The sequence below is a fragment of the Streptomyces sp. NBC_00510 genome, from assembly GCA_036013505.1.
Classification (GTDB): domain Bacteria; phylum Actinomycetota; class Actinomycetes; order Streptomycetales; family Streptomycetaceae; genus Actinacidiphila.
In genome coordinates this window covers 4102877-4125868 of sequence record CP107851.1, presented here as the reverse complement: position 1 = coordinate 4125868, position 22992 = coordinate 4102877, and the positions used below count along the sequence as shown (strand labels likewise).

The window sequence follows — 22992 nt, the reverse complement described above, 5'->3', positions numbered from 1 at the left end:
TTCCTAGGCGGCTGCGGTGTGGACCGCGATGTGACGCTCGGCGAGCGCCGCGGCCTCCGCGTTCTGGCGTGACTCGGCGACCACCAGGGCCCGGCCGGCGAGCGCGCGCGCCCTCCGGTGCAGGGCCGCCACACGGGCCGCTTCCGCCCGCCCCCGTCCGGCCGGAGCCGGGGAGAGCCGCAGCGGCGGACGCCCGTGGTGCAGGCCCGCCACGGCCTCGGCGAGCTGCTCCGCGGCACGGTCGAGGTCCGGGCTGCACTCCAGTGCCCGCAGCTCGTCGGTGACGGTCAGCAGGGCGGCGAGGTGTCCGGCGAGCTGGAGGTCCAGCTCCTCGTCACGACTGCGTCGCGGAGAGGTGGGCGCCGCCGTCGTATGGACCGATTTGGTGCGGATCGGCTCGTACATGGGTGCACTCCTCCTGCAATCAGGAGTACATCCTACCTTGGACTCAGTCCAAGGAGGGCGCTTTTCGAGGTATTGGCCCGGGCTACGGCTGTCCGTAGCCGTCCAGGAAGCGCGCGATCCGGCCCACCGCGTCCGCCAGGTCCTCCTTCGCCGGCAGCGTGACCAGGCGGAAGTGGTCCGGCTCCGGCCAGTTGAATCCGGTGCCCTGCACCACCAGGATCCGCTCGGCCCGCAGCAGGTCCAGCACCATCTGCTGGTCGTCCTTGACCTTGTAGACCTTCGGGTCGAGCCGCGGGAACGCGTACAGCGCGCCCTTCGGCCGCACGCAGGTGACCCCGGGGATCTGCGTCAGCAGCTCGTACGCCACGTCCCGCTGCTCGGCCAGCCGGCCGCCCGGCAGCACCAGGTCCTTGATCGACTGGCGGCCGCCGAGGGCGGTTGCCACCGCGTGCTGGGCCGGGACGTTCGCGCACAGGCGCATGTTCGCCAGGATGGTCAGGCCCTCGAGGTAGCTGGTCGCGTGCTCCTTCGGGCCGCACACCGCGAGCCAGCCGCTGCGGTAGCCGGCCACCCGGTAGGCCTTCGACAGGCCGTTGAAGGTCAGCGTCAGCAGGTCGGGGGCGACCACCGCGGTCGGGGTGTGGGTCACCCCGTCGTAGAGGATCTTGTCGTAGATCTCGTCCGAGCAGACGATCAGGTTGTGGCGGCGGGCGATGTCGGTGAGAGCCCGCAGCAGCTCGTCGTCGTAGACCGCGCCCGTCGGGTTGTTCGGGTTGATGATCACCAGCGCCTTGGTGCGGTCGGTGATCTTGCGCTCGATGTCGGCGAGGTCGGGGAACCAGTCCGCCTGCTCGTCACAGCGGTAGTGCACCGGGGTGCCGCCCGACAGCGAGACCGCGGCCGTCCACAGCGGGTAGTCCGGCGCCGGGATCAGCACCTCGTCGCCGTCGTCCAGCAGCGCCTGCATCGCCATCTGGATCAGCTCGGACACCCCGTTGCCGAGGTAGATGTCCTCGACGTCCAGCTCGATGCCCTTGGTCTGGTAGTGCTGCATGACCGCCCGCCGCGCCGGGAGGATGCCCTTGGAGTCGCCGTAGCCGTGCGCCCCGCCGAGGCTGCGCAGCATGTCCTCCAGGATCTCCGGCGGGCACTCGAAACCGAAGGCGGCGGGATTGCCGGTGTTCAGCTTCAGGATGCGATGACCCGCCGCCTCCAGCCGCATGGCCTCCTCCAGCACCGGGCCGCGGATGTCGTAGCAGACGTTGGAGAGCTTCGTGGACTGGATCACCTGCATGTCCGTGAGCTTACGGGCACGTACCGGGGACCGCCCCGTGTTCTTGGCCACGTATGCGCCGAATGGTGAAGTGGCGCTACCTTCCGGGCCCGTTCTCGTTGCGCACGGAACGCCCCGCCAGGACGTCCGTACGGCGGCCGTCCTCGATGACGAACCGCCCGTCGACGAGGACGTACGGGATGCCGGTGGGCAGCGTGCGAGGCGCCTCGTACGTCGCGCCCGCGGCGACCGTCCCCGGGTCGAACAGCACCAGGTCCGCGCGGTGGCCCTCGCGGACCAGGCCGCGGTCCGGCAGCCCCAGCCGGGCCGCGGGGCGTCCGGTGAGGTGCGCGACGCACTCCTCCAGGCCGAGCACGCCGAGCTCGCGCACGTAGTGGCCGAGGTAGTGCGGGAATGTGCCGTACGCGCGGGGATGCGGCTTGTCGCCGACGAGCAGGCCGTCGCTGCCGCCGGTGTGGACGCGGTGGCGCATGATCGCCCGGACGTTCTCCTCGTGGCCCACGTGCTGGAGGATCGTCGTGCCCAGCCCGTCCTCCAGCAGCAGCCGTCGCGCCGTCGCGAAGTCCGGCAGCCGGCGCCCCACATGACCGGCCAGCCCGGGTTCGCGCACCCCGGAGACCTCGAGCGTCCGCCACTCCACGGGCACGCCGTGGCAGCCGTCCGACCCCTCCACCTCCATCGCGTGCCGGATGCGTTCCGCCTGCGCGTCGTCCCGGAGCCGGGCGAGGGTCGCCTCCGGGCCGCCCTCCGTCGCCCAGCTCGGCAGGGTCGCCGCGAGCGTCGTGCAGCCCGGCAGGTAGGGATACGTGTCGAGGGTGATGTCCGCCCCCGCGGCGAGCGCCTCGTCCAGCAGCGCGAGCAGCTCCGGCGCACGGCCCGCGTTCACGCCGAAGTTCATCGTGGCGTGCGCCAGGTGCAGGGCGCAGCCCGCCTCCCGGGTCACGGCGATCATCTCGGCGTAGGCCTCGAGCGCGCCGGCGCCGTAACTGCGCTGGTGCGGGCAGTAGTAGCCGCCGTGGGCGGCCACGACCCGGCACAGCTCGGTCAGTTCGGCGTCCGAGGCGTACATGCCCGGGGTGTACGTCAGCCCGGACGACATCCCCACGGCCCCCTGTGCCAGTCCCTCGGCGACCAGTTCCTTCATCCGGTCCAGCTCCGCCGGGGTCGCCGGACGGTCCTCCCACCCGACGGCCAGCATCCGCACGGTGCCCTGCGGGACCAGGTACGCGGCGTTCACGGCGATGCCCCGGTCCAGGCGGTCCAGGTACTCGCCGACGCTGCGCCAGTCGTACTCCAGGCCCTCGGGGTCGCCGTTCCACCCCGCGATCTGGCGGCGCAGCCCGGCCAGGGTGCGGTCGTCCACGGGGGCGTACGACAGGCCGTCCTGGCCCAGCACCTCCAGGGTCACGCCCTGCGCCGCCTTCGCCTCGTGCGCGGGGTCGGTGAGCAGGGCCAGGTCGCTGTGCGCGTGCATGTCGATGAACCCGGGGGCGAGCACGAGCCCGCGGGCGTCGAGCGTGTGGCGTGCGCCGCGCACCGTCCCGATCTCCGTGACGCGGCCGTCCACGACGCGCACGTCCGCCCGGTACGCCGGGGTCCCCCCGCTCCCGTCCACGACGGTCGCGCCGCGAATCGCCAACTCCATCCGTGCGTCTCCTTTGTGCCGGTTGGGTTTGTGTTGCGGCCGGTTGTCGTGTGCGGGTGCGTTGCGCCTGCGGGCGGGGCGCAATGCACCCGCACACAACCACCGGGCAGCCCGGCGCAGCCGCCCGCAGGCGCAAGCAACCCGCAGACGACAACCGGCCGCACACAACAACCACCCGGCCCGTCAGAAGAACGTGCGGACGAAATCCGTGACGACCCCACCCGCGTCCACGACAGGGATGAGCTGCCACTTGTCGAACGCCGTGCACGGATGCGACACCCCCAGCCCCACCCAGTCGCCGACCGCCAGGTCCCGCGCCCCGGGGGCGACGTCCACGAACGCGTGCTGGTCGGCGAGCTTCGTGACCGTGAGCCCGGCCGCCGGGACGGCGGAACCGTCGGCGCGGCGCACGAGCTGCGGCACCGGGAGGTCGAGGTCGTACGGCGCGTCGCGCTTGCCCGCGTTGAGGAGGGCGAGGCCGGGCTCGGGCCGGGAGAGCACCTGCGTCCAGAGGCGGAAGGCGGGCTCGAGCGACCCCTCCGCGGGGATGCGGTCGTGGAACGGCGTCAGATCGCGGTAGTGGACGTCGTCGTGGGTGACGTACGCCCCGGACCGCAGGAGCCCGAGCACCGGCAGGGACAGGTCCCCGAGCGTGCCGAACGCGTCCGCCACGGCGTCGAACCATTCGCTGCCGCCCGCGCTCACCACGATCTGCGAGGCCCCGGCGAACCGCCCGGCCGCGTCGAAGTCCCGTGCCAGCGCGACCAGTTCGCCGAGCCACCCGTGCGGGTCCGGGGCCGGCGCCTCGTAGCCCGCGACGCCGACGAGCCGCAGGTGCCGGGCCGCGGCGACGGCGTCGGCGACGCGCGCCGCCTCCTCCGGGCCGCGCACGCCGGTGCGTCCTCCCTCCGCGCCGAGCTCCACGACGACGTCCACGACCGCCGTGAGGGCCGCGTCCATCAGCTCCACCCCGCGCACGGAGTCCACGTAGCAGACGAAGCGGAACTCCGGGTCGCCCGCGAGCTCACGGGACAGCCAGCGCAGCGCGGCCGCGTCGACGAGCTCGTTGGCGAGGAAGACGCGCCGCACGCCGAACGCCCGGTAGACCCGCACCTGGTGCGGGGTGGCGGCGGTGATGCCCCACGCGCCGTGGGCGAGCTGGCGGGCGAAGAGCTGAGGGGCCATGGAGGTCTTGCCGTGCGGCGCGAAGGCGAGGCCGTGCTTGCCGGCCCACTCGGCGAGCTGGGCGAGGTTGTGCTCCAGGGCGGGCTCGGAGAGCGTGAGCAGCGGGGTCGTGAAGCCGCCGTCGAAGACGGTGCGGCGCTCGGCGGCGAGTTCGCCGACGGTCAGGCCGTCGGCGTCCGGCGGGAGTCCCTTGAAGCGGTGGTCCACCCGCTCCCGGTGCAGCTCGTCGATACCCGTGACCTGGTCCATCCCGCCTCCGTCCGCCATCGTTGCACTATGTGCAACGACCGTTGCGTGCTGTGTTGCCCGCTGTCTAACATCCCGGCCAGCACCGGGTCAACGGTGCGCGGAGAGGAGCGGAAGTGACCGGGACCGTGGCCGTGGACGTCGTGTGCGTGGGCGAATCCATGGTCACCTTCGTCCCCTCCGTGCCCGGGCAGCGCCTCGCCGACGCGGCCGCCTTCGACCGTGGGACGGGTGGCGCGGAGTCCAACGTGGCCTGTGCGCTGGCCCGTCTCGGCCATGCCGTGCGCTGGATCAGCCGGGTGGGTGCCGACCCGTTCGGGGACCACCTGGTGACGGCGATCGCCGCGGCCGGCGTCGACGTCTCGGGGGTGCGCCGCGACCGGGACCGCCCCACCGGGGTCTACTTCCGCACCGGCGACGGCGAGGTCGCCTACTACCGGGCCGGTTCGGCCGCCACCGCCATGGGCCCGGACAACGTCGCCCGGCGCGACGCCTGGGCGGGCCGGGTCCTGCACCTGTCCGGCATCACGCCCGCGCTCTCCGAGCGGTGCGCGGACCTCGTCCACGAGCTCACCGCCCCCGCTCCGGGCCGCCCGCTGGTCTCCTTCGACGTCAACCACCGCCCCGCCCTGTGGCGTTCGGCCGACCCGGTACGGCTGGCCCGGCTCGCCGCCCGCTGCGACCTCGTCCTGGTCGGCGAGGACGAGGCCGGGGCCGCCTGGGGCCTGCCGGACGCCGACGCCGTGCGCGAGGCCCTGCCCGGTCCCGCCGTCCTCGTCGTCAAGCAGGGCGCGCACGGTGCCACCGCGTACGAGGGCGGCGCCGACGGGGTCTTCGTGCCCGCGCCGGACACGCCCGTCGTCGACCTCGTCGGGGCCGGGGACGCCTTCGCCGCGGGGTTCCTGTCGGCGACGCTGCGCGCGCTCCCGCTGCGGGAGAGGCTCGCCCGGGGCCACGCGCTGGCCGCGGCGGTGATCGGAGTACGGGGCGACTCCCTCGCCGCCCTCGGTGACGGGGCATGGGGGAGACTGCGCGCATGAGCCAGACCGTGGACCGCGCGCTGCGCATCCTGCCCCTGCTCGCGGAGGGGCCCGCCAACCTGGAACAGGTCGCCACCCGCCTGGACGTGCACAAGTCCACCGCACTGCGGCTGCTGCGCACCCTGCACGAGCACGGCATGGTCTACCGCCAGGACGACCAGCGCTACCGCCTCGGCGCCCGGCTGTTCGCCCTCGCCCAGGAGGCGATGGAGAACCTGGACGTCCGCGGCATCGCCCACCCCCACCTCGCCGCCCTGGGCGAACTGACCGGGCACACCGTCCACCTCGCGGTGTACGAGGAGGGCGAGGTCGTCTACATCGACAAGGTGGAGAGCCGCTACCCGGTCCGCATGTACTCGCGGATCGGCAAGCCCGTCGCCATCACCGTGGCCGCCGTGGCGAAGCTGCTCCTGGCCGACCTGCCCGAGGCGGAGCGGCGCGCGGTCGCGCGGGGCCTGGAGTACCCGCGCTACACCGCGCGTTCCACCACCGACGCCGCCGCCTACCTCGCCGAACTCGCCCGGGTCCGCGAGCAGGGCTGGGCGAGCGACCTCGGCGGCCACGAGGAGTCCATCAACTGCGTGGCCGCGCCGATCCGCGGCGCCGACGGGCGCGTCGTGGCCGCCTGCTCCCTTTCCGCCCCCAATGTGGTCGTCAGCGCGGAGGAGCTGCTGAAGCTGCGCCCGCAGGTCCGGCGCACCGCGGAGGCGATCAGCCGCGAGTACTCCGGGAGACCGAGCGAAGGAACCAGATGAGCGAGAAGACCGCGATCACCCCGGCCGGCCACAGCACCCCGCCGGCCAGGTTCTCCCACGGTGTCCGCAAGGGCAACATCCTGCAGGTCGCCGGTCAGGTCGGCTTCGGCCCCGCCGTGCCGGGTCAGGCGCCCGCGCCCGTGGGCCCGGGGCTGCGGGAGCAGACCCTGCAGACCCTCGCCAACGTGCAGGCGGTGCTGGAGGAGGGCGGCTCGTCCTGGGAGGACGTCGTCATGATCCGGGTCTACCTCACCGACACCGCGCACTTCCCCGAGTTCAACGCCCTCTTCGACGAGTTCTTCGCGGGCCTGAAGGGCGCTCCCGCCGCCCGTACGACGGTCTACGTCGGCCTGCCCGCCGGACTGCTCGTCGAGATCGACGCCCTCGCCGTCCTGGACTGACCGGGCGGCGTCTTCGGCGCGGTGAGCCCGGTGGTCCGACGTGACACCGCGCCCCCGGGGGACGGGACCTCTCCCGGGAGCGCGATGCGTCGGTGACGGTCCCGACGGCTACGGCAGTCCGTGCACGTGCGGGCCGACGGTGCCCGAGAAGGCGTTGCCGTTGGTCGCGTCCCAGTTGGTGGACCAGGTCATCGCGCCGCGCAGCCCCGGCCAGGTGGTGGAGGGCTTGAAGGAACCGCAGTTGGTGCCCTTGGTCAGGCAGTCCAGGGCGTTGTTCACCACGGTCGGCGAGACGTAGCCGCTGCCCGCCGCCCGGGTCGACGCCGGCAGGCCGAGACCCACCTGCGAGGGGGCCAGACCGCTCTGCAGCTGGATGCAGGCCAGGGCGGTGATGAAGTCGACCGTGCCCTGCGAGTACACCTTGCCGTCGCAGCCGTTCATGGAACCGCTGTTGTAGTACTGGGTGTTGACGACGGTCAGGATGTCCTTGACGTTCAGCGCGGTCTGGAAGTAGCCGAAGGACGTCGACTGCATGTCGATGGTCTGCGGGGCCATCGTGATGACCAGCCCGGAGCCGGCCTTGGCCGACAGGGAGCGCAGCGCCTGCGTCATGTAGGTCGCGTTGATCCCGTTCTCCAGGTCGATGTCGACGCCGTCGAACCCGTACGTCTGCATCAGCGAGAAGACGCTGTTCGCGAAGTTGTTCGCCGAGGCGGAGTCGGTGACGCTGATCGTGCCGTTCTGGCCGCCGACCGAGACGATGACCTTCTTGCCGGCCGCCTTCTTCGCCGCGATGTCGGTCTTGAACTGGCCGACCGGGTAGTTCAGCGCCGGGTCGAGGGTGAAGGAGACCGCGCCGGGCGTGGTCGTGGCGTCGGCGAACGACACCGCGATGATGTCGTACTGGCTCGGGACCTGGGCGATGGTCTGGACGGTCGCGCCGTTGTTGAAGTTCTGCCAGTAGCCGGTGAGCACGTGCTTGGGCAGCGAGCCGCCGCCGGTGGGCGTCGGCGTCGGTGTGGGAGTGGGGGTCGGCGTGGGAGTGGGCGTCGGGTCGGTCGGCGTGGGGGTCGGGGTCGGCGTCCCCGTGCCGGGCGCGCCCAGCAGGCTCACGTCGTCGGCCAGGTACGCGGGCTGCGCGTACCAGCCGTGCAGGTAGACGGTGACCGAGGTGGTGCTCGCGCCCGTGGTGAAGCTCGTGGACAGCTGCTGGTACGAGGACGCGGACGGGGTCCAGACCGAGGCCTCCGTCATCCCGGTGCCGGTGGCGCCGAGGTAGACGTAGCTCCCCTGGACGAACGCGCTCAGCGTGTACGTGGAGTTGGGCCGGACGCTGATGGTCTGCGAGCAGCGGGAGTTGTCCGAGGAGGAGGGTGTGCCCTGGAGCGCCTTGGTGCCGCCGTGCACGGGGGAGCCGACGGCCGCGCCGCTGGAGGCGGTGCAGGACCATCCGGACAGGCCGCTCTCGAACCCGCCGTTGGTCACGATGTTGGTGTCGGCGGCGTTCGCGCTGCCGGACGTGGCGACGAGTCCCGCCACCGCGAGGGCGGCGGCGCCGACGGCCGCCGCGGCTCTGAGGGCGGTGCGCCGTGGGCGTGCGTGTTCCACTACTGCCTCCTGGGGGCGAGGAGTTGGGCGGTTACGCGAGTGGCCACTCTTCTGTGGACGCAGTTTGGTCCAGACCAATGCGGGGGTCAATACCCCTGCCGCCGTGCGTAGACCGGCGTCCCGCGGGTACCACCGACTTCATCAACTGTTCGGCGACTTTCCGCACTGCTCCGGCTACGCAGGGATAAGCTCTCCGGGCAGGGACTGGGCGGGAGTTCCGGGAGGTCGCGGGTGTCGAGCGTCATAGCGGTCACGGCGGACGACCTCGCGCTCCCGCTGGAGCAGCACGTGATGCGTACCGCCGCCGCCCTGGAGGCCCACGGCCACCTCGTCGTGCTCGTCCCGCCGGAGCCCACCGACCCGTTGCGCCGCCGCGTCCACACCGTGCGCGCGGCCCTGGAGGCGGACCGGGTGGCGATCGTCCCGGTCGACCTGCCACCGCTGGCCGCCCTGCTCCTGGCCGAGCAACTGCGCCAGCTCGCCGCCACCGACCTCGGGCCCGGCGTGCTCGCCGGTGCCGCCCGGCTGCTGTCGCACTACCTCCACTCCGGCGCCCTGCTCGGTTCGGTCTCCCGGCTCGACCGGGTGGACGTGCCCGTCGGCGCCCATCTGAAGTCCCTGGTGCCCGGGCGCCACTTCGCCGTCCTCGCCCACCCCGAACCGCACCTGTCGGAGGCGCGCCCCGACGCCGTGCCGGCCGGGCCCGCGTTCCTCACCCAGCTCGCCGTCGCGCACGGCCACGGCATCGACGCCGGCTGGGTCACCGGGCCGCTGGCCCGCGCCTGGCGGAGCCTGCACGTACGGGAGGTTCCGCTGCCGGCGGACTCCGCGCGCTGGTGGGGGACCGGCAGGCTGGTCGAGTTCACCGCCTACATCGGCGACGTCGGCGTGCTCTACCAGCTGGTCACCTCGGTCCGCCGGGACACCTGCGGCTGGTGCGGCCTGGCGGTCATCGGCGACCGCTGCCTGTTCTGCTCGGCCACCGTGGACGGGCAGCAGCGCGTCCGGCCCCCGGAGCGGCCGCGCCAGGTCGTGCACTCGGGACCCCGCGCGCCCTCCCTGGCGCCCAGGGCGTCGCCCGCCCCCCAGGTCTCCCCCCACCAGCAGTCGGCACTTGAGCGATAGGGCCCCACCTCTATGAACTCACGTCAGCGTCGCGGCGTCGTCCTCCTCGTGGTCTCCGCGCTGTGCGCGCTCGCCGCCTTCGCCGGCGTCGTCACCGTCATCGGGGACGCCCGCTCCCAGGTCGGGCCGAAGGTGACCGCGTACCGGCTGGCCGCGGACGTGCCCGCGTACGAGACGGTCGGCCGCGCCCAACTGCGGGAGGTCCGGATACCCGAGCGCTGGCTGCCCGTCACCGCCGTCCGCGACGTCGGCCAGCTGGACGGCAAGATAGCCGCGGTCCCCCTGCACCGCGGCTCCCTGCTGCAGACGGACATGGTCGCCGAGCGGCCCGCGCTGCGGGCCGGGCAGATGGAGATCGCGATCATGATCGACGCGGAGACCGGCGTCGCCGGGAAGATCACCCCGGGGGCGAGGGTCAACATCTTCGCCACCTTCGCCCCGCGCAGGGACACCGACCCCGAGGTCTCGAAGATCATCGTCGCGGGCGCCCGGGTCATCGACGTCGGCCGGATCAAGGCCTTCGACACCGGCGGCGACAACCGCCGGGTCAGCAGCCAGGGAGTCCCCATCACCTTCGCCCTCGGCGCCGCCGACGCCCAGCGGGTCGCCTTCGCCGAGTCCTTCGCCCGGCACGTCCGCCTCGCGCTGGTCGCCCCGGGGGACGCGACCGCCCCCTCCGAACGGGACCGCACCTACACCCTCGCCGGTGACGGAGCCGCCTCGTGACCGGCGTCCGCATCCTGTCGGGCACCCCCGACCCCGACACCGCCCGTGCCCTGACCGGGGTCCTCCACCAGCTGCCGGGAGCCGAACCCGGGCCCGCGCTGCCGGACTCCACCACGCTGCTGGACGTCCTCGCCCGCGCCGCCGGGACCGGGGTCGACGAACTGCCCGAGGTCGTCGTCGTCCACGACCGCATCACCCCGGTGCCCGCGCTGGAGGTCATCCGCGAGATCGCGCTGCGCTTCCCCGCGGTCGGCGTCATCCTGCTCACCGCCGACCCGAGCCCGGCCGTCCTGTCCGGCGCCATGGACGCCGGCGCGCGCGGTGTCGCCGGGGTGCCCCTGTCGTACGACGAACTCGGCGCCCGCGTCGAGGCGGCGGCCGCCTGGGCGGCCGGCGTACGGCGCCACCTCAGCCCCCAGCAGCCCGCGCTGCCCGCCGTCCCCGGGGGCAGGCTGGTCGCCGTGGCCGGAGCCAAGGGCGGGGTCGGCACCACCGTCGTCGCCGTACAGCTCGCCCTCGCCGCGCAGGCCGCCGGCAAGTCCACCGCCCTGGTCGACCTCGACCTCCAGGGCGGCGACATCGCCTCCTACCTCGACGTCCAGTTCCGCCGCTCCGTCGCCGACCTCGCGGACATCGCCGACGTGACCACCCGCGTACTGCAGGACGCCATGTACGTCCACGAGTCCGGGCCCGCGCTGCTGCTCGCCCCCGGCGAGGGCGAACGCGGCGAGGAGGTCACCGACCGTGCCGCCCGGCACGTGCTGCACGCCCTCCGGCAGCGGTACGAGGTCGTGGTCGTCGACTGCGGCACCCAGATGACCGGTGCCAACGCGGTCGCCGTCGAGACCGCGGACACCGCCCTGCTGGTGACCACGCCCGACGTGGTCGCCGTGCGCGCCGCCAAGCGCATGGTGCGCATGTGGGACCGGCTGCAGATCCGCAAGCCCCAGGACGTCGTCGCCACCGTCAACCGGTACACCCGGGGCAGCGAGATCCAGCCCTCGCTGATCGCCCGCATCACCGGCACCCGGATCGCCTCCGCCGTGGTCCCCGCCGCCTTCCGGGAACTGCAGGCGGTCGTGGACGCCGGACGGCTCCAGGACCTCGACAACCGCTCCACCGTCAAGCAGGGCGTGTGGACGCTCGCCGCGGAGATCGGCGTCTGCGGGCCCGGGCACGCGGTGCCGCCCCGCAGGAGCCGCCGCGGCCGCGGCGAACAGGGCCAGGTCACCCTGGAGACGCTGGGCATGACACCGCTGATCCTGCTGGTGCTCGTCCTGGTCTGGCAGGCGGTGCTGACCGGGTACACCTTCACCCTCGCCGGCCACGCCGCCGACCAGGCCGCCCGCGCGGCGGCGGTGGGGAAGGACGCGCAGGCGGCGGCGGCCGACGACCTGCCCGGCGCGTGGCAGATCGAGGACTTCGGCACCACGCACGCCGACGGCATGGTCGGGGTCACCGTGGGCCTGCGGGTCCCGGTCCTCTTCCCGGGCGCGATCGACTTCCCGCTGACCGTCCACGGCCACGCCTCGGCCGTCGACGAAGAGGCGGGCACGCCGTGACGGCCCGGACCCGCCGCCGGCGCGACCGGGGCAGCGCCTCCCTGGAGTTCCTGGGGATGCTGCCGATCCTGCTGCTGATCGCCCTCGCGGGGCTGCAGTTGGGCCTCGCCGCCTACACCGCGGCCCAGGCCGGCACGGCCGCCCGCGCCGCCGCGCGTATGGCCGCCCTGCACGACCCTCCCGTGAGCGGCCCCGTCGCGGGCACGGAGGCGGTGAGCTCCTGGCTGCAGGACGGTACGCAGGTCAGCACCACCGGCGACACGGGGGACTCCGTGCACGCGACGGCGACCGTGGAGATCCCGTCGGTGCTCCCGGGCCTCAGCCCGGGCTCCGTCACCCGGACCGCCACGATGCCCAGGGAGGACGACGAAGGGGCCGACGAATGAGCCTGCGCGACCGCATCGCCGCGAACGAGGACACCGCCCCGCAGACGCAGGAGGGCCACCTCGTCGCCGTCTACCGGGCCAAGCTCCTCCAGGAGATCGACCTCGCCGAGATGTCGGCGCTCGCCGCCGCGGAGCGCCGGGTGCGCCTGGAACGCGTCCTCGGCCACATCATCAGCCGCGAGGGACCGGTGCTCTCCACCAAGGAGCGCACCGGCATCATCCGCCGGGTCGTGGACGAGGCCCTGGGCCTGGGCATCCTCGAACCGCTGCTGGAGGACGCCTCCATCACCGAGATCATGGTCAACGGCCCGGACCGCATCTACATCGAGCGGGCCGGCCGGGTGGAGCCCGTCGCCGCCCGGTTCAGCAGCCCCGAGCAACTGCTGCAGACCATCGAGCGGATCGTGTCGACCGTCAACCGCCGGGTGGACGAGTCGAATCCGATGGTGGACGCCCGTCTGCCCTCCGGCGAGCGCGTCAACGTCATCATCCCGCCGCTGTCGCTGACCGGCCCGGTCCTCACCATCCGCCGCTTCCCCCGCGCGTACGCCCTGCACGAGCTGATCGGCCTCGGCACCCTCGACGAGCACATGCTGATGCTGCTCTCCGCCCTCGTGCGGGCCAAGTTCAACATCATCGTCAGCGGCGGCACCGGCTCGGGCAAGACCACCCTGCTCAACTCGCTGTCGGGACTCATCCCGGACGGGGAGCGCATCATCACCGTCGAGGACGCCGCCGAACTCCAGCTCCAGCAGGAGCACGTCGTACGCCTGGAGAGCCGGCCGCCCAACGTCGAGGGCCAGGGCCGGATCACCATCCGCGACCTCGTGCGGAACTCGCTGCGCATGCGCCCCGACCGGATCATCGTCGGTGAGGTCCGCGGCGGCGAGACCCTCGACATGCTGCAGGCCATGTCGACCGGCCACGACGGCTCGCTGGCCACGGTGCACGCCAACTCGGCCGAGGACGCGGTGCTCAGGCTGCAGACGCTGGCCTCGATGTCGGAGGTGAAGATCCCCTTCGAGGCGCTGCGCGACCAGATCAACAGCGCCGTCGACGTCATCGTCCAGCTGCGCCGGGACGTCGACGGCACCCGCCGGATCGCCGAGATCGCCGTGCTGTCCTCACGGGGACGCGACACCTTCCGGCTGACCACCGCGACCCGCTTCCGCGCCGAGCCGATGGGGCCCGACCGGATCGTGCGGGGCTGGTTCCACCATCAGCCCGTACCGCGTCAACTGGCCGAACGCTTCCACCTGGCGGGCGAGTCCGTGCCGGCGGCCTTCGGGGTCGGCGAGACCGAGCTGGAACTGTCGAGCAGGGAGGCGAAGTGAACACGCCGACGATGGCCCTGGCCGTGCTCGGCGTGACGGGCCTCGCGCTGGTGCTGGGCGTCTGGGGCCTGCACGCCTGGAGCGGCGGGCGCGCCGACCGCGCCGCGCTCGTGGACCGGCTGGCCGACGTCCCGGCCGCGGAACGGCGCGCCGTGCCCTTCGCCGGGCTGGACCTGCGGGTCCGGCGCACCGCCTGGGGCCGCCGGCTGGCCGCGCGGCTCGCCGCCACCGGCACCGACCTGACGCCCGGACAGTTCACCGCGGCCGCCCTCACGGTCGTCGGCGGCGCCTGGCTGGTCGCCGACATCGTGCTGGCCCCCTTCTTCGGACCGATCGCCGCGCTCCTGGCGGCCTGGGCGGTCAGCTCCTTCCTCGGCTGGCGACGACGGGTGCGCACCGAGCGCTTCATCGCCCAGCTGCCCGAACTCGCCCGCGTCCTGGCCAACGCCACGCAGGCCGGGCTCGCCCTGCGCACCGCCGTCGGCATGGCGGCGGAGGAACTGGAGGCCCCGGCCGGTGAGGAACTGCGGAAGGTCGCCGACGCCATGACGCTCGGGCACTCCATCGAGGACGCCATGGCCGAACTGCAGGAGCGGCTGCCCAGCCGGGAACTGGTGGTGCTGGTCTCCACGCTCGTCCTGTCGGCCCGGGCCGGCGGCTCGGTGGTGGAGTCGCTGCGGAACCTGACGGTGACCCTGGAGGAGCGCAAGGAGACCCGACGCGAGATCCGCACCCAGATGTCGCAGGTCACGGTCACCGCGTACGCCGTTCCCGTCATCGGCGTCGGCTCGCTGCTGCTGCTCGACCGGATCATGCCGGGCTCGCTGAGCGCGATGACCGGCTCCGGGGCCGGACGGATCGCCGTGCTCGTGGCGCTGGGCCTGTACGTCGTCGGCTTCGGGCTCATCCGCCGCATGTCGCGGATCGACGTGTGAGGGGGGCGGGGGAGCTGTGATCACCGTCGCGCTGGCCGCCGTCACCGCCCTGGGAGTGGTGGGCGTCTGCTACGGCATCGGCCTCTACCGTTCCGAGGTCAAGCTGCCCAGCGACCTCCAACTGGCCCTGGAGGTGGGGCAGACCCGCACCACCAAGGTCGGCAACGCCGTCGACCGCCTCGGGATGCGCTGGGCGCCCCTGGTGCTGCGCCTGATGGGCCCCGCCCGGGTCAACCGGATCCGCACCCGCATCGACCACGCGGGCCACCCCTACGGCCTCACCGTCGACCGCTACGCCGCCCGCCGCGCCGTCTACGGCGCCCTCGGCGGCCTCGCGGCCCTGGTGCTCCTCCGGGCGGGCCACTGGTTCGCCGCCCTCCTGATGGTCGCCTACGGCCTGGGCTGGACCGACCTCGGCATCCGGCTCGCCATCCGCAGACGCCGCGACGAGATCGAGCGCACCCTCCCGGACTTCCTCGACGTCCTCGCGGTGGTGGTGAGCGCCGGCCTCGGCTTCCGTCAGGCCCTCGAACGCGTCGCCTCCGTCTACAAGGGCCCCTGGAGCGACGAGATCCGGATCGCGCTGCGCCAGATGGACGTCGGCGTCAGCCGCCGTGACGCCTTCGACCAGCTGCGCAGGCGCAACGGCAGCGAGCAGGTCGGGCAGTTCGTCACGGCCCTGCAGCAGGGCGAGGAACTGGGCGCGCCCATCGCCCGCACGCTGCTCCAGATCGCCACGGACATGCGGCGCACCGAGGCCCAGAACGCCCGCCGCCGTGCGGCCCGCACCGTGCCGCGCGCGACGGGCGTGATCACCACGCTCCTCGTCCCCGCGACGATGATCCTGCTGATGACGGGCACGATCCTCGGGTCGCGCATCAACTTCGGTGACCTGCTGGGGTGATGGGGGTGACAGGGCTGTGAACGCATGTTCGGTTCGGGTGGTGGGTAGTGACCGGAGCCGCCATATTGGGTGCGGAGCCCACGGTCGCGGTGTAGATTTGCAGCCGCAACCACATTTGCACCTGCAATCAGGCACGGATCGCGGCGGGTTGACCCGATGGGAGGCGGTGCGCCGTGGACCTCACCGGCACCGCAGCCGCCCGCGACGATAGCCAGACCCCGGCCGACGCAAGGGGCGCGGCCGGCGCACGTCACGTGACTACGGTTTGGGGCACGGAAGATGAGCAGGTGGGTTGTGAAACGACTGACCGCGCTGCGCACGCGCATGCGCGTCCGCGGCGACTCGGGGCAGACGTCGTTCGAGTACCTGGGCATCGCGGTGGTGATCGCGGTCATCATCGGTGTGCTGGCCGGGACGACGGACATCGGCACCGCAGTTCTGAATGGGATCCTCGACAAGATCCAGGACATCGTCGACGCCGGCTGAGCAGGCGTGGGCGCGGCGATGGCGGCCAGACCCTCGGCATCTACATCGTGGCCGTCGCGGCGCTGTTCTTCCTCGCCTTCGCCTACTTCGCCGTAGGTCAGGCGTCCTCCATCCGCAACACGGCACAAACGGCGGCCGATGCCTCGGCCCTAGCGGCGGCGCGGGAGGTTCGCAACAGCGTCCGGGAGCGGTTCCTCGAGGCCCTGGAGTCCGGCGACCTGGACCAACTCCGGGAACTGCTGGCCCTGAATGGGATGACCGTCGGCAACGCCTGTGGTGCGGCCATGGATTACGCGGGTCAGAACGATGCGGTCGTCGACGAATGTGACGTGGGCGGTCCGGGCGGCGCCTCGGTCGCACTCCACACCTCGGGCACCGTGGGCAAGTCCGTCGTGTCGGGTACTGAATCGATGCATGCGCGCGCGACAGCGACCGCCGTCGTCGAAAGCCGCTGTGGCGTCGACGACAGGGACGGCGACGAGATCACGTTCATCTGCGACGGTGACCGGCTGACGGTGGACCCGACGAGCGACGACTTCCAACTGAATCTGGCGGAGTTCTACTCCGTCCATCTCAGCGAGTGAGGAACGGGGGACCGATGCGTATCCAGAAGCAGGGCCTGGCTGCAATCGTCGCCGTAGTTCTTGCCGCGGCCCTGGCAGGTTGCGGCGGTGGTGGTGACGAAGGCAAGGGTGGGACCACTCCGTCCTCAAAGACGAGTGCGCCGAAAGGCTCGGCCAAGGCGAGTGCAACGCCGACCGACACGCCTGAACAGATCCTGGCCCAGATGAAGGGTGAGAAGGGCATCACGGTCACGGTCAGCGAGGCCACCCGGGACTCGGGAGGCTTCGTGACGGTGAAGGGCACGATCACCAACAATGGGACGGATTCGTTCAACGCCTCGAATTGGATCGGCCAGGAGCTCGCGGTCGCCAAGTCCGGGGCGTCCGTGGCCGGTGCCGTGCTGGTCGACCCGGTCGGCAAGAAGCGCTACTACGTGCTCCGCGACACCGACGGCATCTGCCTCTGCACGACCAAGCTGATCGGCATCCGGCCCGAGGAGACGAGGCCGTTCTTCGCGCAGTTCCCGGCGCCGCCGGAAAGCACCACCGAGGTGGAGTTCCAGCTGCCGACGATGCCCCCGGCCAAGATCACGATCGCGGAGGGGTGAGCCGTGCCCCGTCCCCGTCCGCATCCCCGTCCCGGTGTCGCGGCCGTGCTGGGCCTCGCGCTCGTGCTCACGCCGCTCACCGCCGCGAGCGCGCGGGCGGACGACGACCCGACGGCGCAGCCCACCCCGTCCGCGCCCACGAAGGTGGACGCGGCCGACCCGGACCTGCGACTGCCCGAGGGGGCGACGCTGGCGCCGCCCAAGGTGCTGGACATCGTCTCCGTGTCGGACGCGTCGTCCTCCGAGGACGCCTCGGCCGACGACGGCGAGGAGCGGCACGAGGAGTCGAACTCCTCGGTCACCTACGCCCTTCAGGCGGACGTCCTGTTCGGCAGGGACAGCGCCAAGCTGAACGCGACGGCCACCGCCCGGATCAAGGCCATCGCGTCCGACATCGATGCCAAGGACGTCACGCAGCCGATCCGTGTGTTCGGCTTCACGGACGACCTGGGCTCGTACGAGCACGGCAAGGTGCTGTCCAAGAAGCGGGCCGACGCCGTCTACAAGATCCTGGCGGAGGAGCTCGGTTCGCTCGGCAACTCGGTCCACTCGTTCCAGGTGCGCGGGTACAGCGAGGACTACCCCATCGCCGACAACTCCACCGAGACGGGCCGCAAGCAGAACCGCCGCGTGGAGATCACGTTCCGTCCGTCGTAGCGTCGCGGGCCGCCCGGTCAACCGAACGGCTCACCCACGGGGGTAAGGCGCGGCAACAGGGCCCTTAAATCCCGGGCCAAAGGTCTGGTGCGTTCCGTGACGGAGCGTATGCGGTGCGGATGTGGCGTGGGTGGACGAGTCGCCGCATTCACGGCCATTCGGTCTAATCGCCCGGCGATCGAGCCACTTCTTCGAGGGAACCTTCACATCTCCCTCATGACCTTGGACCTGGAGAGCGGTTCCGGCGCGGTACCTTGGAATCCCCCCCCTCGGGCCGGTCCGCTCTCCCCCCCTGCGGACCGGCCCGTCTTCTTTCTCCCCGTGTCTCACTCCGTGAGGAAGGGCCGCACGCACGCCAGGAACAGGTCCGGCCGCTCGTTGTACGCCTCGTGCGCCGCGGGCAGGGTCGCGAACGTGGCGCCGGGCGGCAGCGAACGGCGGGCCCGGCGACCGTCGGTGAGCATGGGGAGCAGCGGATCGCGGCGGCCCCAGAGCAGCAGGACGGGCGGGACGATCCCCGGCAGGACGCCGCTCAGCCCGAATCCGGGCGCGGCGAAGGCGCGCCACAGGGCGCAGTGCACCGCGAGCCGGCCGGCGTCGGCACGGACCCCACGGGCGCGCTCGTACGTCGCGCGGGCGCTGCTCGTACGGAGCCGTCCCAGGTAGGCACGGGCCAGCGGGGCGATGAGGCGCCCGGCGCTGGACGGACGTCCCATCACGGCACGGCAGAACCAGCGGGTCACCGGGGTGAGCCGGGTGAAACCGGCCGGGTCGACCAGGACGAGCCCGGCCACCTGCGCCGGGCGGCGCTCGGCCAGCCGCACGGCGGCCCAGCCGCCCACGCTGTTGCCGATGACGTAGACGCGCGGCGCGCCGCCCCGTGCGATGGCGTCGAGGGCGCGCTCCGCCACGTCCGCGAGTCCATCGGGGGTGACGGAGTGCGGGGCGGCGGCGGTGGAGCGGCCGTAGCCGGGCCAGTCGAGGGCGAAGACCTCGCGTTCCGCGGCGAGTCCGGCCGCGACGGCTCCGTAGTCCCGGCTGTCGCCTGGGTTGGCGTGCAGCAGCAGCACGGGCGTGCGCGGGGTGCCGGTGGCCGGGGTGCCGAGGCGGTGCAGGGCGACGTCGCCCAGCGGGGTGGCGAGCACGGTGTGGCCCATGGCGGGAGCGTAGTGCCGGCGCGGCACCGCCAACGCTCCCTTCCACGAGCCCGGTTGAGTGAGCTTCGGCACCCGCCCCGGCAGGAACCGTCCGGGCGCGCCGCGTGTCTCCGTACGACGACGGGGGCGGTCGCCCCCGGAGCGATGACGGGGGATGTCGATGGAAGCCGCGATACCGGTGCTCTTTGTCGCGATGGCCGCACTGATCACGCTCGTACCGCTGGTGGTCGCGGTACGCGCGGGACGTCGTGTGCTGTGGATACGGCGGGCCCTGCACGGCGGGCTCCGCGCCGAGGGGCGCTGTGTGCGGGTCTACACGACCGTGGGCTCGACGGGCGAGGGCCCGACCCACTCGCGGCAGCACTTCGTCTTCGAGTTCCGGACCGCCGACGGGCGCGACGTGCGCTTCGAGGACCCGGGGGCGCCGGGCACGACGATCGAGGGCGACCACCTGACGGTCGCCTACGTCCCCGAGGCACCCGAGCGCGCGCTGGTCGTCCCGGCCGGCTACCGGGTGCCGTACGGGCAACTGGCGCTGACGCTGGTCTTCCTGGGGATCTTCCTGGCCGTGGGGATCCTGCTCCTCGTCATCGGCGCACAGTCCCCCGACTTCCCCGGCTTCTCCGACTCCGCGGACTTCGGCGGCGGCGGGTTCTAGAAGGCCGCCACGGCCGCCCGCAGCGGACGGGACGCGGAAGGGGTCACGCCTGCGCCTCCACCGTCACCGCCGCCCCCGGCACCAGGCCCCACGCCGCCATCGCACCTGCCTCCGCCTCCAGCACGTGACGGGCCCGCAGCCGCGGGCGGCCCAGCCGGCCGGGCGGCATGGTGCGGACGGCGAGGACCCGCAGGCGGCGGTCGAGGTAGGCGACGTCGATGGCGAAGCGCATGCCCAGGGTGTGCACGCTCGCGGCGGGCGTGAGCAGCAGCGCCCCGGTGATCCCGGTTCGGCCCAGCAGCCCCCGGGTGCGGGCCCGGTAGGAGGCCGCGATCTCCAGCGGTATCCCCGTGCCGTCCGGCGTCCCCTCGCCGTCCGTGCCGCGGCCGCCGGTGAGGCGCAGCAGCCCGGTCCCGTCGCGCCGGCGGTCACCCATGCGGCTCACGTCCCTTCGCGTGGTGCGCCCGTGTACGGTCGGGCCCGATGCATGTCTATCCGATCGCCGCGGCCGTCGTGTGGGGAACCGTCGCGGGGCTCGCCCTGCCGCGTCCGGCGTACCGGCTGTCCGTCGCACCCGAGCAGCCCTGGCGGACCCGGTGCCCGGCGGACGTGCCCTACCCGGTCGGCCGGCGCGGCTGGTGGGGGCCGGTGCGCAACGCCGGGAAGCCGGCCGCCGGATGGCGCTACGCCCTGGTGACCGCCGTGGTCTGCGCGGCCGTCGCGGCGGGCACCGGGCCGCGGCCCGAACTGACGGTGTGGCTGCTGCTCGTCCCGCTCGGAGTGCTGCTGGCCCGCGTCGACCTGACGGTGCTGCGGCTCCCGGACGTGCTGACGCTGCCCGCGGCCCCGGGGACGGCGGCTCTGCTGGGCGCGGCCGCGCTGCTCCCGGGCCATGAGGGATCGTGGCCCCGGGCGCTGCTGGGGGCGGCCGCGCTGGGGCTGTTCTACCTCGTGCTGCACCTGGTCAACCCGGACGGCATGGGCTTCGGCGACGTCAAACTCGCCCCCACCGCGGGCATGGTCCTCGCCTGGTACGGGTGGGGGACGCTCGCCGCCGGCACCTTCGCGGCCTTCGCGCTGGGCGCGGTCACCGGCCTCGTGCTGCTGGCGGCCCGCCGCGCCGAGCGCCGTACACCGCTGCCCTTCGGGCCGTTCATCCTGGCCGGCGCCCTGGCCGGACCGCTGCTGCCGTCCTGACCAGGGCGCCCGCCGACGTCACGCGTCGCTGCTGCGGGACCAGAGGTTGACGCCCGACTCGAGGGCGAACTCGTCGATCTCGGCGAGATCCTCGGCCGTCAGCGGGGCGGCGCCCACCGCCGCGACGTTGGCCTCCAGCTGGGCGACGCTCGACGCCCCGATGAGCGCCGAGGTGATCCGCTTGTCGCGCAGCACCCAGCTCAGCGCGAGCTGCGCCAGGGACTGACCGCGCCGGGCGGCGATGCCGTTGAGGCCGCGCAGCCGCCGCACGACCTCGTCGGTGATCAGGGTGGGGTCGAGGGACTTGCCCTGGGCGGCCCGGGAACCCTCGGGGATGCCGTTCAGGTACTTGTCCGTCAGCAGGCCCTGGGCCAGGGGGACGAAGGGGATGCAGCCCATGCCCTCCTCGTCCAGGACGTCCAGGAGACCGTCGTCCTCGACCCAGCGGTTGATCATGGAGTACGAGGGCTGGTGGATCAGCGCCGGGACGCCCATCTGGCGCAGCAGCGCGGCGGCCTCGCGGGTGCGCTGCGCGCTGTAGGAGGAGATGCCGACGTAGAGCGCCTTGCCCTGCTGGACGGCGGACGCGAGGGCGCCCATCGTCTCCTCCAGCGGCGTGTCGGGGTCGAACCGGTGCGAGTAGAAGATGTCGACGTAGTCCAGGCCCATCCGGTTCAGGGACTGGTCCAGCGAGGAGAGCAGGTACTTCCGGCTGCCCCACTCGCCGTACGGGCCGGGCCACATGTCGTACCCCGCCTTGGTCGAGATGACCAGTTCGTCGCGGTAGGGCCGGAAGTCCTGGGCGAGGACGGTCCCGAAGTTGCTCTCGGCGGAGCCGTAGGGCGGGCCGTAGTTGTTGGCCAGGTCGAAGTGCGTGACGCCGAGGTCGAAGGCGCGGCGCAGGATGGCGCGCTGCGAGTCGAGCGTGCGGTCGTCGCCGAAGTTGTGCCAGAGCCCGAGGGAGATCTCGGGGAGCTTGAGGCCGCTGCGGCCGGTACGGCGGTACGCCATCGCGTCGTAGCGCTCGTCGGCGGCGCGGTAGAGAGAACGAATATCCACAGAAGCGGTCCTATCACGACGGTGGTCCACAGCCCCGCACCCGGTTCGGCGGCCCGAGGGGAGGCGCAGTAGGGTGGCGAAGGGGTGACGACCGCAGGAGGGGCCCGCCAATGAATCTGCGCGACCTGGTACGTCTCAGGTTGACCGACCTGTACGCCCACCGTGTGGAGCGCCGGCTCGACCTGTCGCAGGGCCCCAAGCACATCGGCGTCATCCTCGACGGCAACCGCCGCTGGGCCAAGGCCGCCGCGCGGACGACCGAGCAGGGCCACCGGGCCGGCGCGGACAAGATCACAGAGGTCCTCGGCTGGTCGGAGGAGACCGGCGTCGAGGTCGTCACGCTCTGGCTGCTCTCCACGGACAACCTGGACCGCCCGGCGGAGGAACTCGTCCCGCTGCTCGGCATCATCGAGGACGCGGTCCGCGGGCTCGCCGCGACCGGCCGCTGGCGCGTCCACCACGTCGGTGCGAAGGACCTGCTGCCCGCCCGCACCCAGTCGGTCCTCAAGGAGGCCGAGCAGGCCACGGAGGGCGTCGAGGGCATACTCGTCAACGTCGCCGTGGGCTACGGCGGCCGCCAGGAGATCGCCGACGCGGTCCGCTCCCTCCTCCACGAGCACGCCGGCCGCGGCACCTCCATCGAGGACCTCGCGGAGATCCTCGACATCGACCACATCGCGGAGCACCTCTACACCCGCGGCCAGCCCGACCCCGACCTCGTCATCCGCACCTCCGGCGAGCAGCGCCTGTCGGGCTTCATGCTCTGGCAGAGCGCGCATTCGGAGTACTACTTCTGCGAGGTGTTCTGGCCGGCGTTCCGCAGGGTGGACTTCCTGCGGGCGTTGCGTGATTACGCGGCGCGGCACCGGCGCTACGGGGCCTGAGGGCGGACCCCGGCTCCCGGGGTCACCCGAACGGCCCTGCCGAGGAGAGATGCGCCACACCGGGGTTGCGGCGAACGGCCGAAGGGGCGGTGGCCGGATTACGTCCCGGCGACGGGGGCGCGAACATCGGGCGGCGGGGCGGCAAGGGTAGGGCCCGGGCCAACACCTGTCA

At 72.8% G+C, this 22992-nt stretch carries 25 protein-coding genes; 17 read left to right on the top strand and 8 right to left on the bottom strand.

Annotated elements, in window-relative coordinates:
* Positions 1-3 precede the first annotated feature (3 nt).
* The 4 genes from OG937_18230 to OG937_18215 all read right to left on the bottom strand — a co-directional run bounded on the left by OG937_18230 (position 4) and on the right by OG937_18215 (position 4778).
* Positions 4-405: a hypothetical protein gene (locus OG937_18230; GenBank protein ID WUD73480.1), complete on the bottom strand. Its 402-nt coding sequence runs from the start codon at positions 403-405 to the stop codon at positions 4-6.
* Between the two features lie 82 nt (positions 406-487).
* Positions 488-1699 (bottom strand): pyridoxal phosphate-dependent aminotransferase, encoded by a 1212-nt coding sequence (locus OG937_18225; GenBank protein WUD73479.1) that lies wholly within the window; start codon positions 1697-1699, stop codon positions 488-490.
* 76 nt (positions 1700-1775) lie between these two features.
* The gene (locus OG937_18220; protein WUD73478.1) at positions 1776-3344 is read right to left on the bottom strand and encodes a D-aminoacylase; all 1569 of its coding nucleotides are present in this window, start codon (positions 3342-3344) and stop codon (positions 1776-1778) included.
* Positions 3345-3527: 183 nt separating this feature from the next.
* Positions 3528-4778, bottom strand: coding sequence for an alanine racemase (locus OG937_18215; GenBank protein WUD78800.1), 1251 nt, complete (start codon positions 4776-4778; stop codon positions 3528-3530).
* 113 nt (positions 4779-4891) lie between these two features.
* On the opposite strand from OG937_18215, the gene OG937_18210 reads away from it, so the two are divergent.
* From OG937_18210 to OG937_18200, 3 genes are read left to right on the top strand one after another with little or no spacing between them, the layout of a single operon-like run.
* Positions 4892-5815, top strand: coding sequence for a sugar kinase (locus OG937_18210; GenBank protein WUD73477.1), 924 nt, complete (start codon positions 4892-4894; stop codon positions 5813-5815).
* Positions 5812-6570, top strand: coding sequence for an IclR family transcriptional regulator (locus tag OG937_18205; GenBank protein WUD73476.1), 759 nt, complete (start codon positions 5812-5814; stop codon positions 6568-6570). The genes OG937_18210 and OG937_18205 overlap by 4 nt, the downstream gene beginning before the upstream one ends.
* Positions 6567-6971: a RidA family protein gene (locus OG937_18200; GenBank protein WUD73475.1), complete on the top strand. Its 405-nt coding sequence runs from the start codon at positions 6567-6569 to the stop codon at positions 6969-6971. The genes OG937_18205 and OG937_18200 overlap by 4 nt, the downstream gene beginning before the upstream one ends.
* Positions 6972-7079: 108 nt before the next feature.
* On the opposite strand, the gene OG937_18195 is transcribed toward OG937_18200, so the two are convergent.
* Positions 7080-8579, bottom strand: a complete 1500-nt coding sequence (locus tag OG937_18195) for a glycosyl hydrolase family 18 protein (GenBank protein WUD73474.1) — start codon at positions 8577-8579, stop codon at positions 7080-7082.
* 231 nt (positions 8580-8810) lie between these two features.
* On the opposite strand from OG937_18195, the gene OG937_18190 reads away from it, so the two are divergent.
* The 11 genes from OG937_18190 (at position 8811) to OG937_18140 (ending at position 17865) form a co-directional block, all read left to right on the top strand.
* Positions 8811-9704: a hypothetical protein gene (locus OG937_18190; protein WUD73473.1), complete on the top strand. Its 894-nt coding sequence runs from the start codon at positions 8811-8813 to the stop codon at positions 9702-9704.
* A 12-nt stretch (positions 9705-9716) separates the two neighbouring features.
* The gene (cpaB, locus tag OG937_18185; GenBank protein ID WUD73472.1) at positions 9717-10430 is read left to right on the top strand and encodes a Flp pilus assembly protein CpaB; all 714 of its coding nucleotides are present in this window, start codon (positions 9717-9719) and stop codon (positions 10428-10430) included.
* Positions 10427-11992: an AAA family ATPase gene (locus tag OG937_18180; protein ID WUD73471.1), complete on the top strand. Its 1566-nt coding sequence runs from the start codon at positions 10427-10429 to the stop codon at positions 11990-11992. The genes cpaB and OG937_18180 overlap by 4 nt, the downstream gene beginning before the upstream one ends.
* Positions 11989-12378 carry a pilus assembly protein gene (locus OG937_18175; protein WUD73470.1) on the top strand — a complete coding sequence of 130 codons (390 nt, stop codon included), beginning with the start codon at positions 11989-11991 and terminating at the stop codon, positions 12376-12378. The genes OG937_18180 and OG937_18175 overlap by 4 nt, the downstream gene beginning before the upstream one ends.
* A complete protein-coding gene (locus OG937_18170; protein WUD73469.1) occupies positions 12375-13712 on the top strand; it encodes a CpaF family protein in 1338 nt (445 codons plus the stop codon). Before OG937_18175 ends, OG937_18170 begins: the two co-directional genes overlap by 4 nt.
* Positions 13713-13723: 11 nt before the next feature.
* Complete coding sequence (locus OG937_18165; GenBank protein WUD78799.1) at positions 13724-14647, top strand: type II secretion system F family protein; 924 nt, start codon at positions 13724-13726, stop codon at positions 14645-14647.
* A gap of 16 nt (positions 14648-14663) precedes the next feature.
* The gene (locus OG937_18160) at positions 14664-15551 is read left to right on the top strand and encodes a type II secretion system F family protein (GenBank protein ID WUD73468.1); all 888 of its coding nucleotides are present in this window, start codon (positions 14664-14666) and stop codon (positions 15549-15551) included.
* A gap of 279 nt (positions 15552-15830) precedes the next feature.
* Positions 15831-16037: a hypothetical protein gene (locus tag OG937_18155; protein WUD73467.1), complete on the top strand. Its 207-nt coding sequence runs from the start codon at positions 15831-15833 to the stop codon at positions 16035-16037.
* Positions 16034-16621, top strand: a complete 588-nt coding sequence (locus tag OG937_18150) for a pilus assembly protein TadG-related protein (protein WUD78798.1) — start codon at positions 16034-16036, stop codon at positions 16619-16621. The genes OG937_18155 and OG937_18150 overlap by 4 nt, the downstream gene beginning before the upstream one ends.
* Positions 16622-16635: 14 nt before the next feature.
* A complete protein-coding gene (locus OG937_18145) occupies positions 16636-17208 on the top strand; it encodes a hypothetical protein (GenBank protein ID WUD73466.1) in 573 nt (190 codons plus the stop codon).
* A gap of 3 nt (positions 17209-17211) precedes the next feature.
* On the top strand, positions 17212-17865 hold the full coding sequence (locus tag OG937_18140; GenBank protein WUD73465.1) for an OmpA family protein: 654 nt from the start codon (positions 17212-17214) through the stop codon (positions 17863-17865).
* Positions 17866-18191: 326 nt separating this feature from the next.
* Here the strand turns inward: OG937_18140 and OG937_18135 are convergent, their stop codons facing one another.
* Positions 18192-19022: an alpha/beta hydrolase gene (locus tag OG937_18135; GenBank protein WUD73464.1), complete on the bottom strand. Its 831-nt coding sequence runs from the start codon at positions 19020-19022 to the stop codon at positions 18192-18194.
* A 154-nt stretch (positions 19023-19176) separates the two neighbouring features.
* On the opposite strand from OG937_18135, the gene OG937_18130 reads away from it, so the two are divergent.
* Entirely contained in the window at positions 19177-19680 is a 504-nt protein-coding gene (locus OG937_18130; protein ID WUD73463.1) for a DUF3592 domain-containing protein, read from the top strand.
* Positions 19681-19723: 43 nt separating this feature from the next.
* Here OG937_18130 and OG937_18125 read toward each other — a convergent pair whose 3' ends face one another.
* Entirely contained in the window at positions 19724-20116 is a 393-nt protein-coding gene (locus OG937_18125) for a DUF192 domain-containing protein (GenBank protein WUD73462.1), read from the bottom strand.
* A 47-nt stretch (positions 20117-20163) separates the two neighbouring features.
* Here OG937_18125 and OG937_18120 point away from each other — a divergent pair, with 47 nt between their 5' ends.
* On the top strand, positions 20164-20877 hold the full coding sequence (locus OG937_18120) for an A24 family peptidase (GenBank protein ID WUD73461.1): 714 nt from the start codon (positions 20164-20166) through the stop codon (positions 20875-20877).
* Between the two features lie 18 nt (positions 20878-20895).
* Here OG937_18120 and mgrA read toward each other — a convergent pair whose 3' ends face one another.
* Complete coding sequence (gene mgrA, locus OG937_18115; GenBank protein ID WUD73460.1) at positions 20896-21936, bottom strand: L-glyceraldehyde 3-phosphate reductase; 1041 nt, start codon at positions 21934-21936, stop codon at positions 20896-20898.
* 110 nt (positions 21937-22046) lie between these two features.
* On the opposite strand from mgrA, the gene OG937_18110 reads away from it, so the two are divergent.
* The gene (locus OG937_18110; protein ID WUD73459.1) at positions 22047-22820 is read left to right on the top strand and encodes an isoprenyl transferase; all 774 of its coding nucleotides are present in this window, start codon (positions 22047-22049) and stop codon (positions 22818-22820) included.
* The last annotated feature ends 172 nt before the right edge of the window (positions 22821-22992 follow it).

Coding starts and splice junctions, on each gene's coding strand:
- OG937_18230 (WUD73480.1), bottom strand. CDS start 405: ATGTACGAGCCGATCCGCACCAAATCGGTCCATACGACGGCGGCGCCC.
- OG937_18225 (WUD73479.1), bottom strand. CDS start 1,699: ATGCAGGTGATCCAGTCCACGAAGCTCTCCAACGTCTGCTACGACATC.
- OG937_18220 (WUD73478.1), bottom strand. CDS start 3,344: ATGGAGTTGGCGATTCGCGGCGCGACCGTCGTGGACGGGAGCGGGGGG.
- OG937_18215 (WUD78800.1), bottom strand. CDS start 4,778: ATGGACCAGGTCACGGGTATCGACGAGCTGCACCGGGAGCGGGTGGAC.
- OG937_18205 (WUD73476.1), top strand. CDS start 5,812: ATGAGCCAGACCGTGGACCGCGCGCTGCGCATCCTGCCCCTGCTCGCG.
- OG937_18200 (WUD73475.1), top strand. CDS start 6,567: ATGAGCGAGAAGACCGCGATCACCCCGGCCGGCCACAGCACCCCGCCG.
- cpaB (WUD73472.1), top strand. CDS start 9,717: ATGAACTCACGTCAGCGTCGCGGCGTCGTCCTCCTCGTGGTCTCCGCG.
- OG937_18170 (WUD73469.1), top strand. CDS start 12,375: ATGAGCCTGCGCGACCGCATCGCCGCGAACGAGGACACCGCCCCGCAG.
- OG937_18165 (WUD78799.1), top strand. CDS start 13,724: ATGGCCCTGGCCGTGCTCGGCGTGACGGGCCTCGCGCTGGTGCTGGGC.
- OG937_18155 (WUD73467.1), top strand. CDS start 15,831: ATGAGCAGGTGGGTTGTGAAACGACTGACCGCGCTGCGCACGCGCATG.
- OG937_18145 (WUD73466.1), top strand. CDS start 16,636: ATGCGTATCCAGAAGCAGGGCCTGGCTGCAATCGTCGCCGTAGTTCTT.
- OG937_18135 (WUD73464.1), bottom strand. CDS start 19,022: ATGGGCCACACCGTGCTCGCCACCCCGCTGGGCGACGTCGCCCTGCAC.
- OG937_18130 (WUD73463.1), top strand. CDS start 19,177: ATGTCGATGGAAGCCGCGATACCGGTGCTCTTTGTCGCGATGGCCGCA.
- OG937_18125 (WUD73462.1), bottom strand. CDS start 20,116: ATGGGTGACCGCCGGCGCGACGGGACCGGGCTGCTGCGCCTCACCGGC.
- OG937_18120 (WUD73461.1), top strand. CDS start 20,164: ATGCATGTCTATCCGATCGCCGCGGCCGTCGTGTGGGGAACCGTCGCG.
- OG937_18110 (WUD73459.1), top strand. CDS start 22,047: ATGAATCTGCGCGACCTGGTACGTCTCAGGTTGACCGACCTGTACGCC.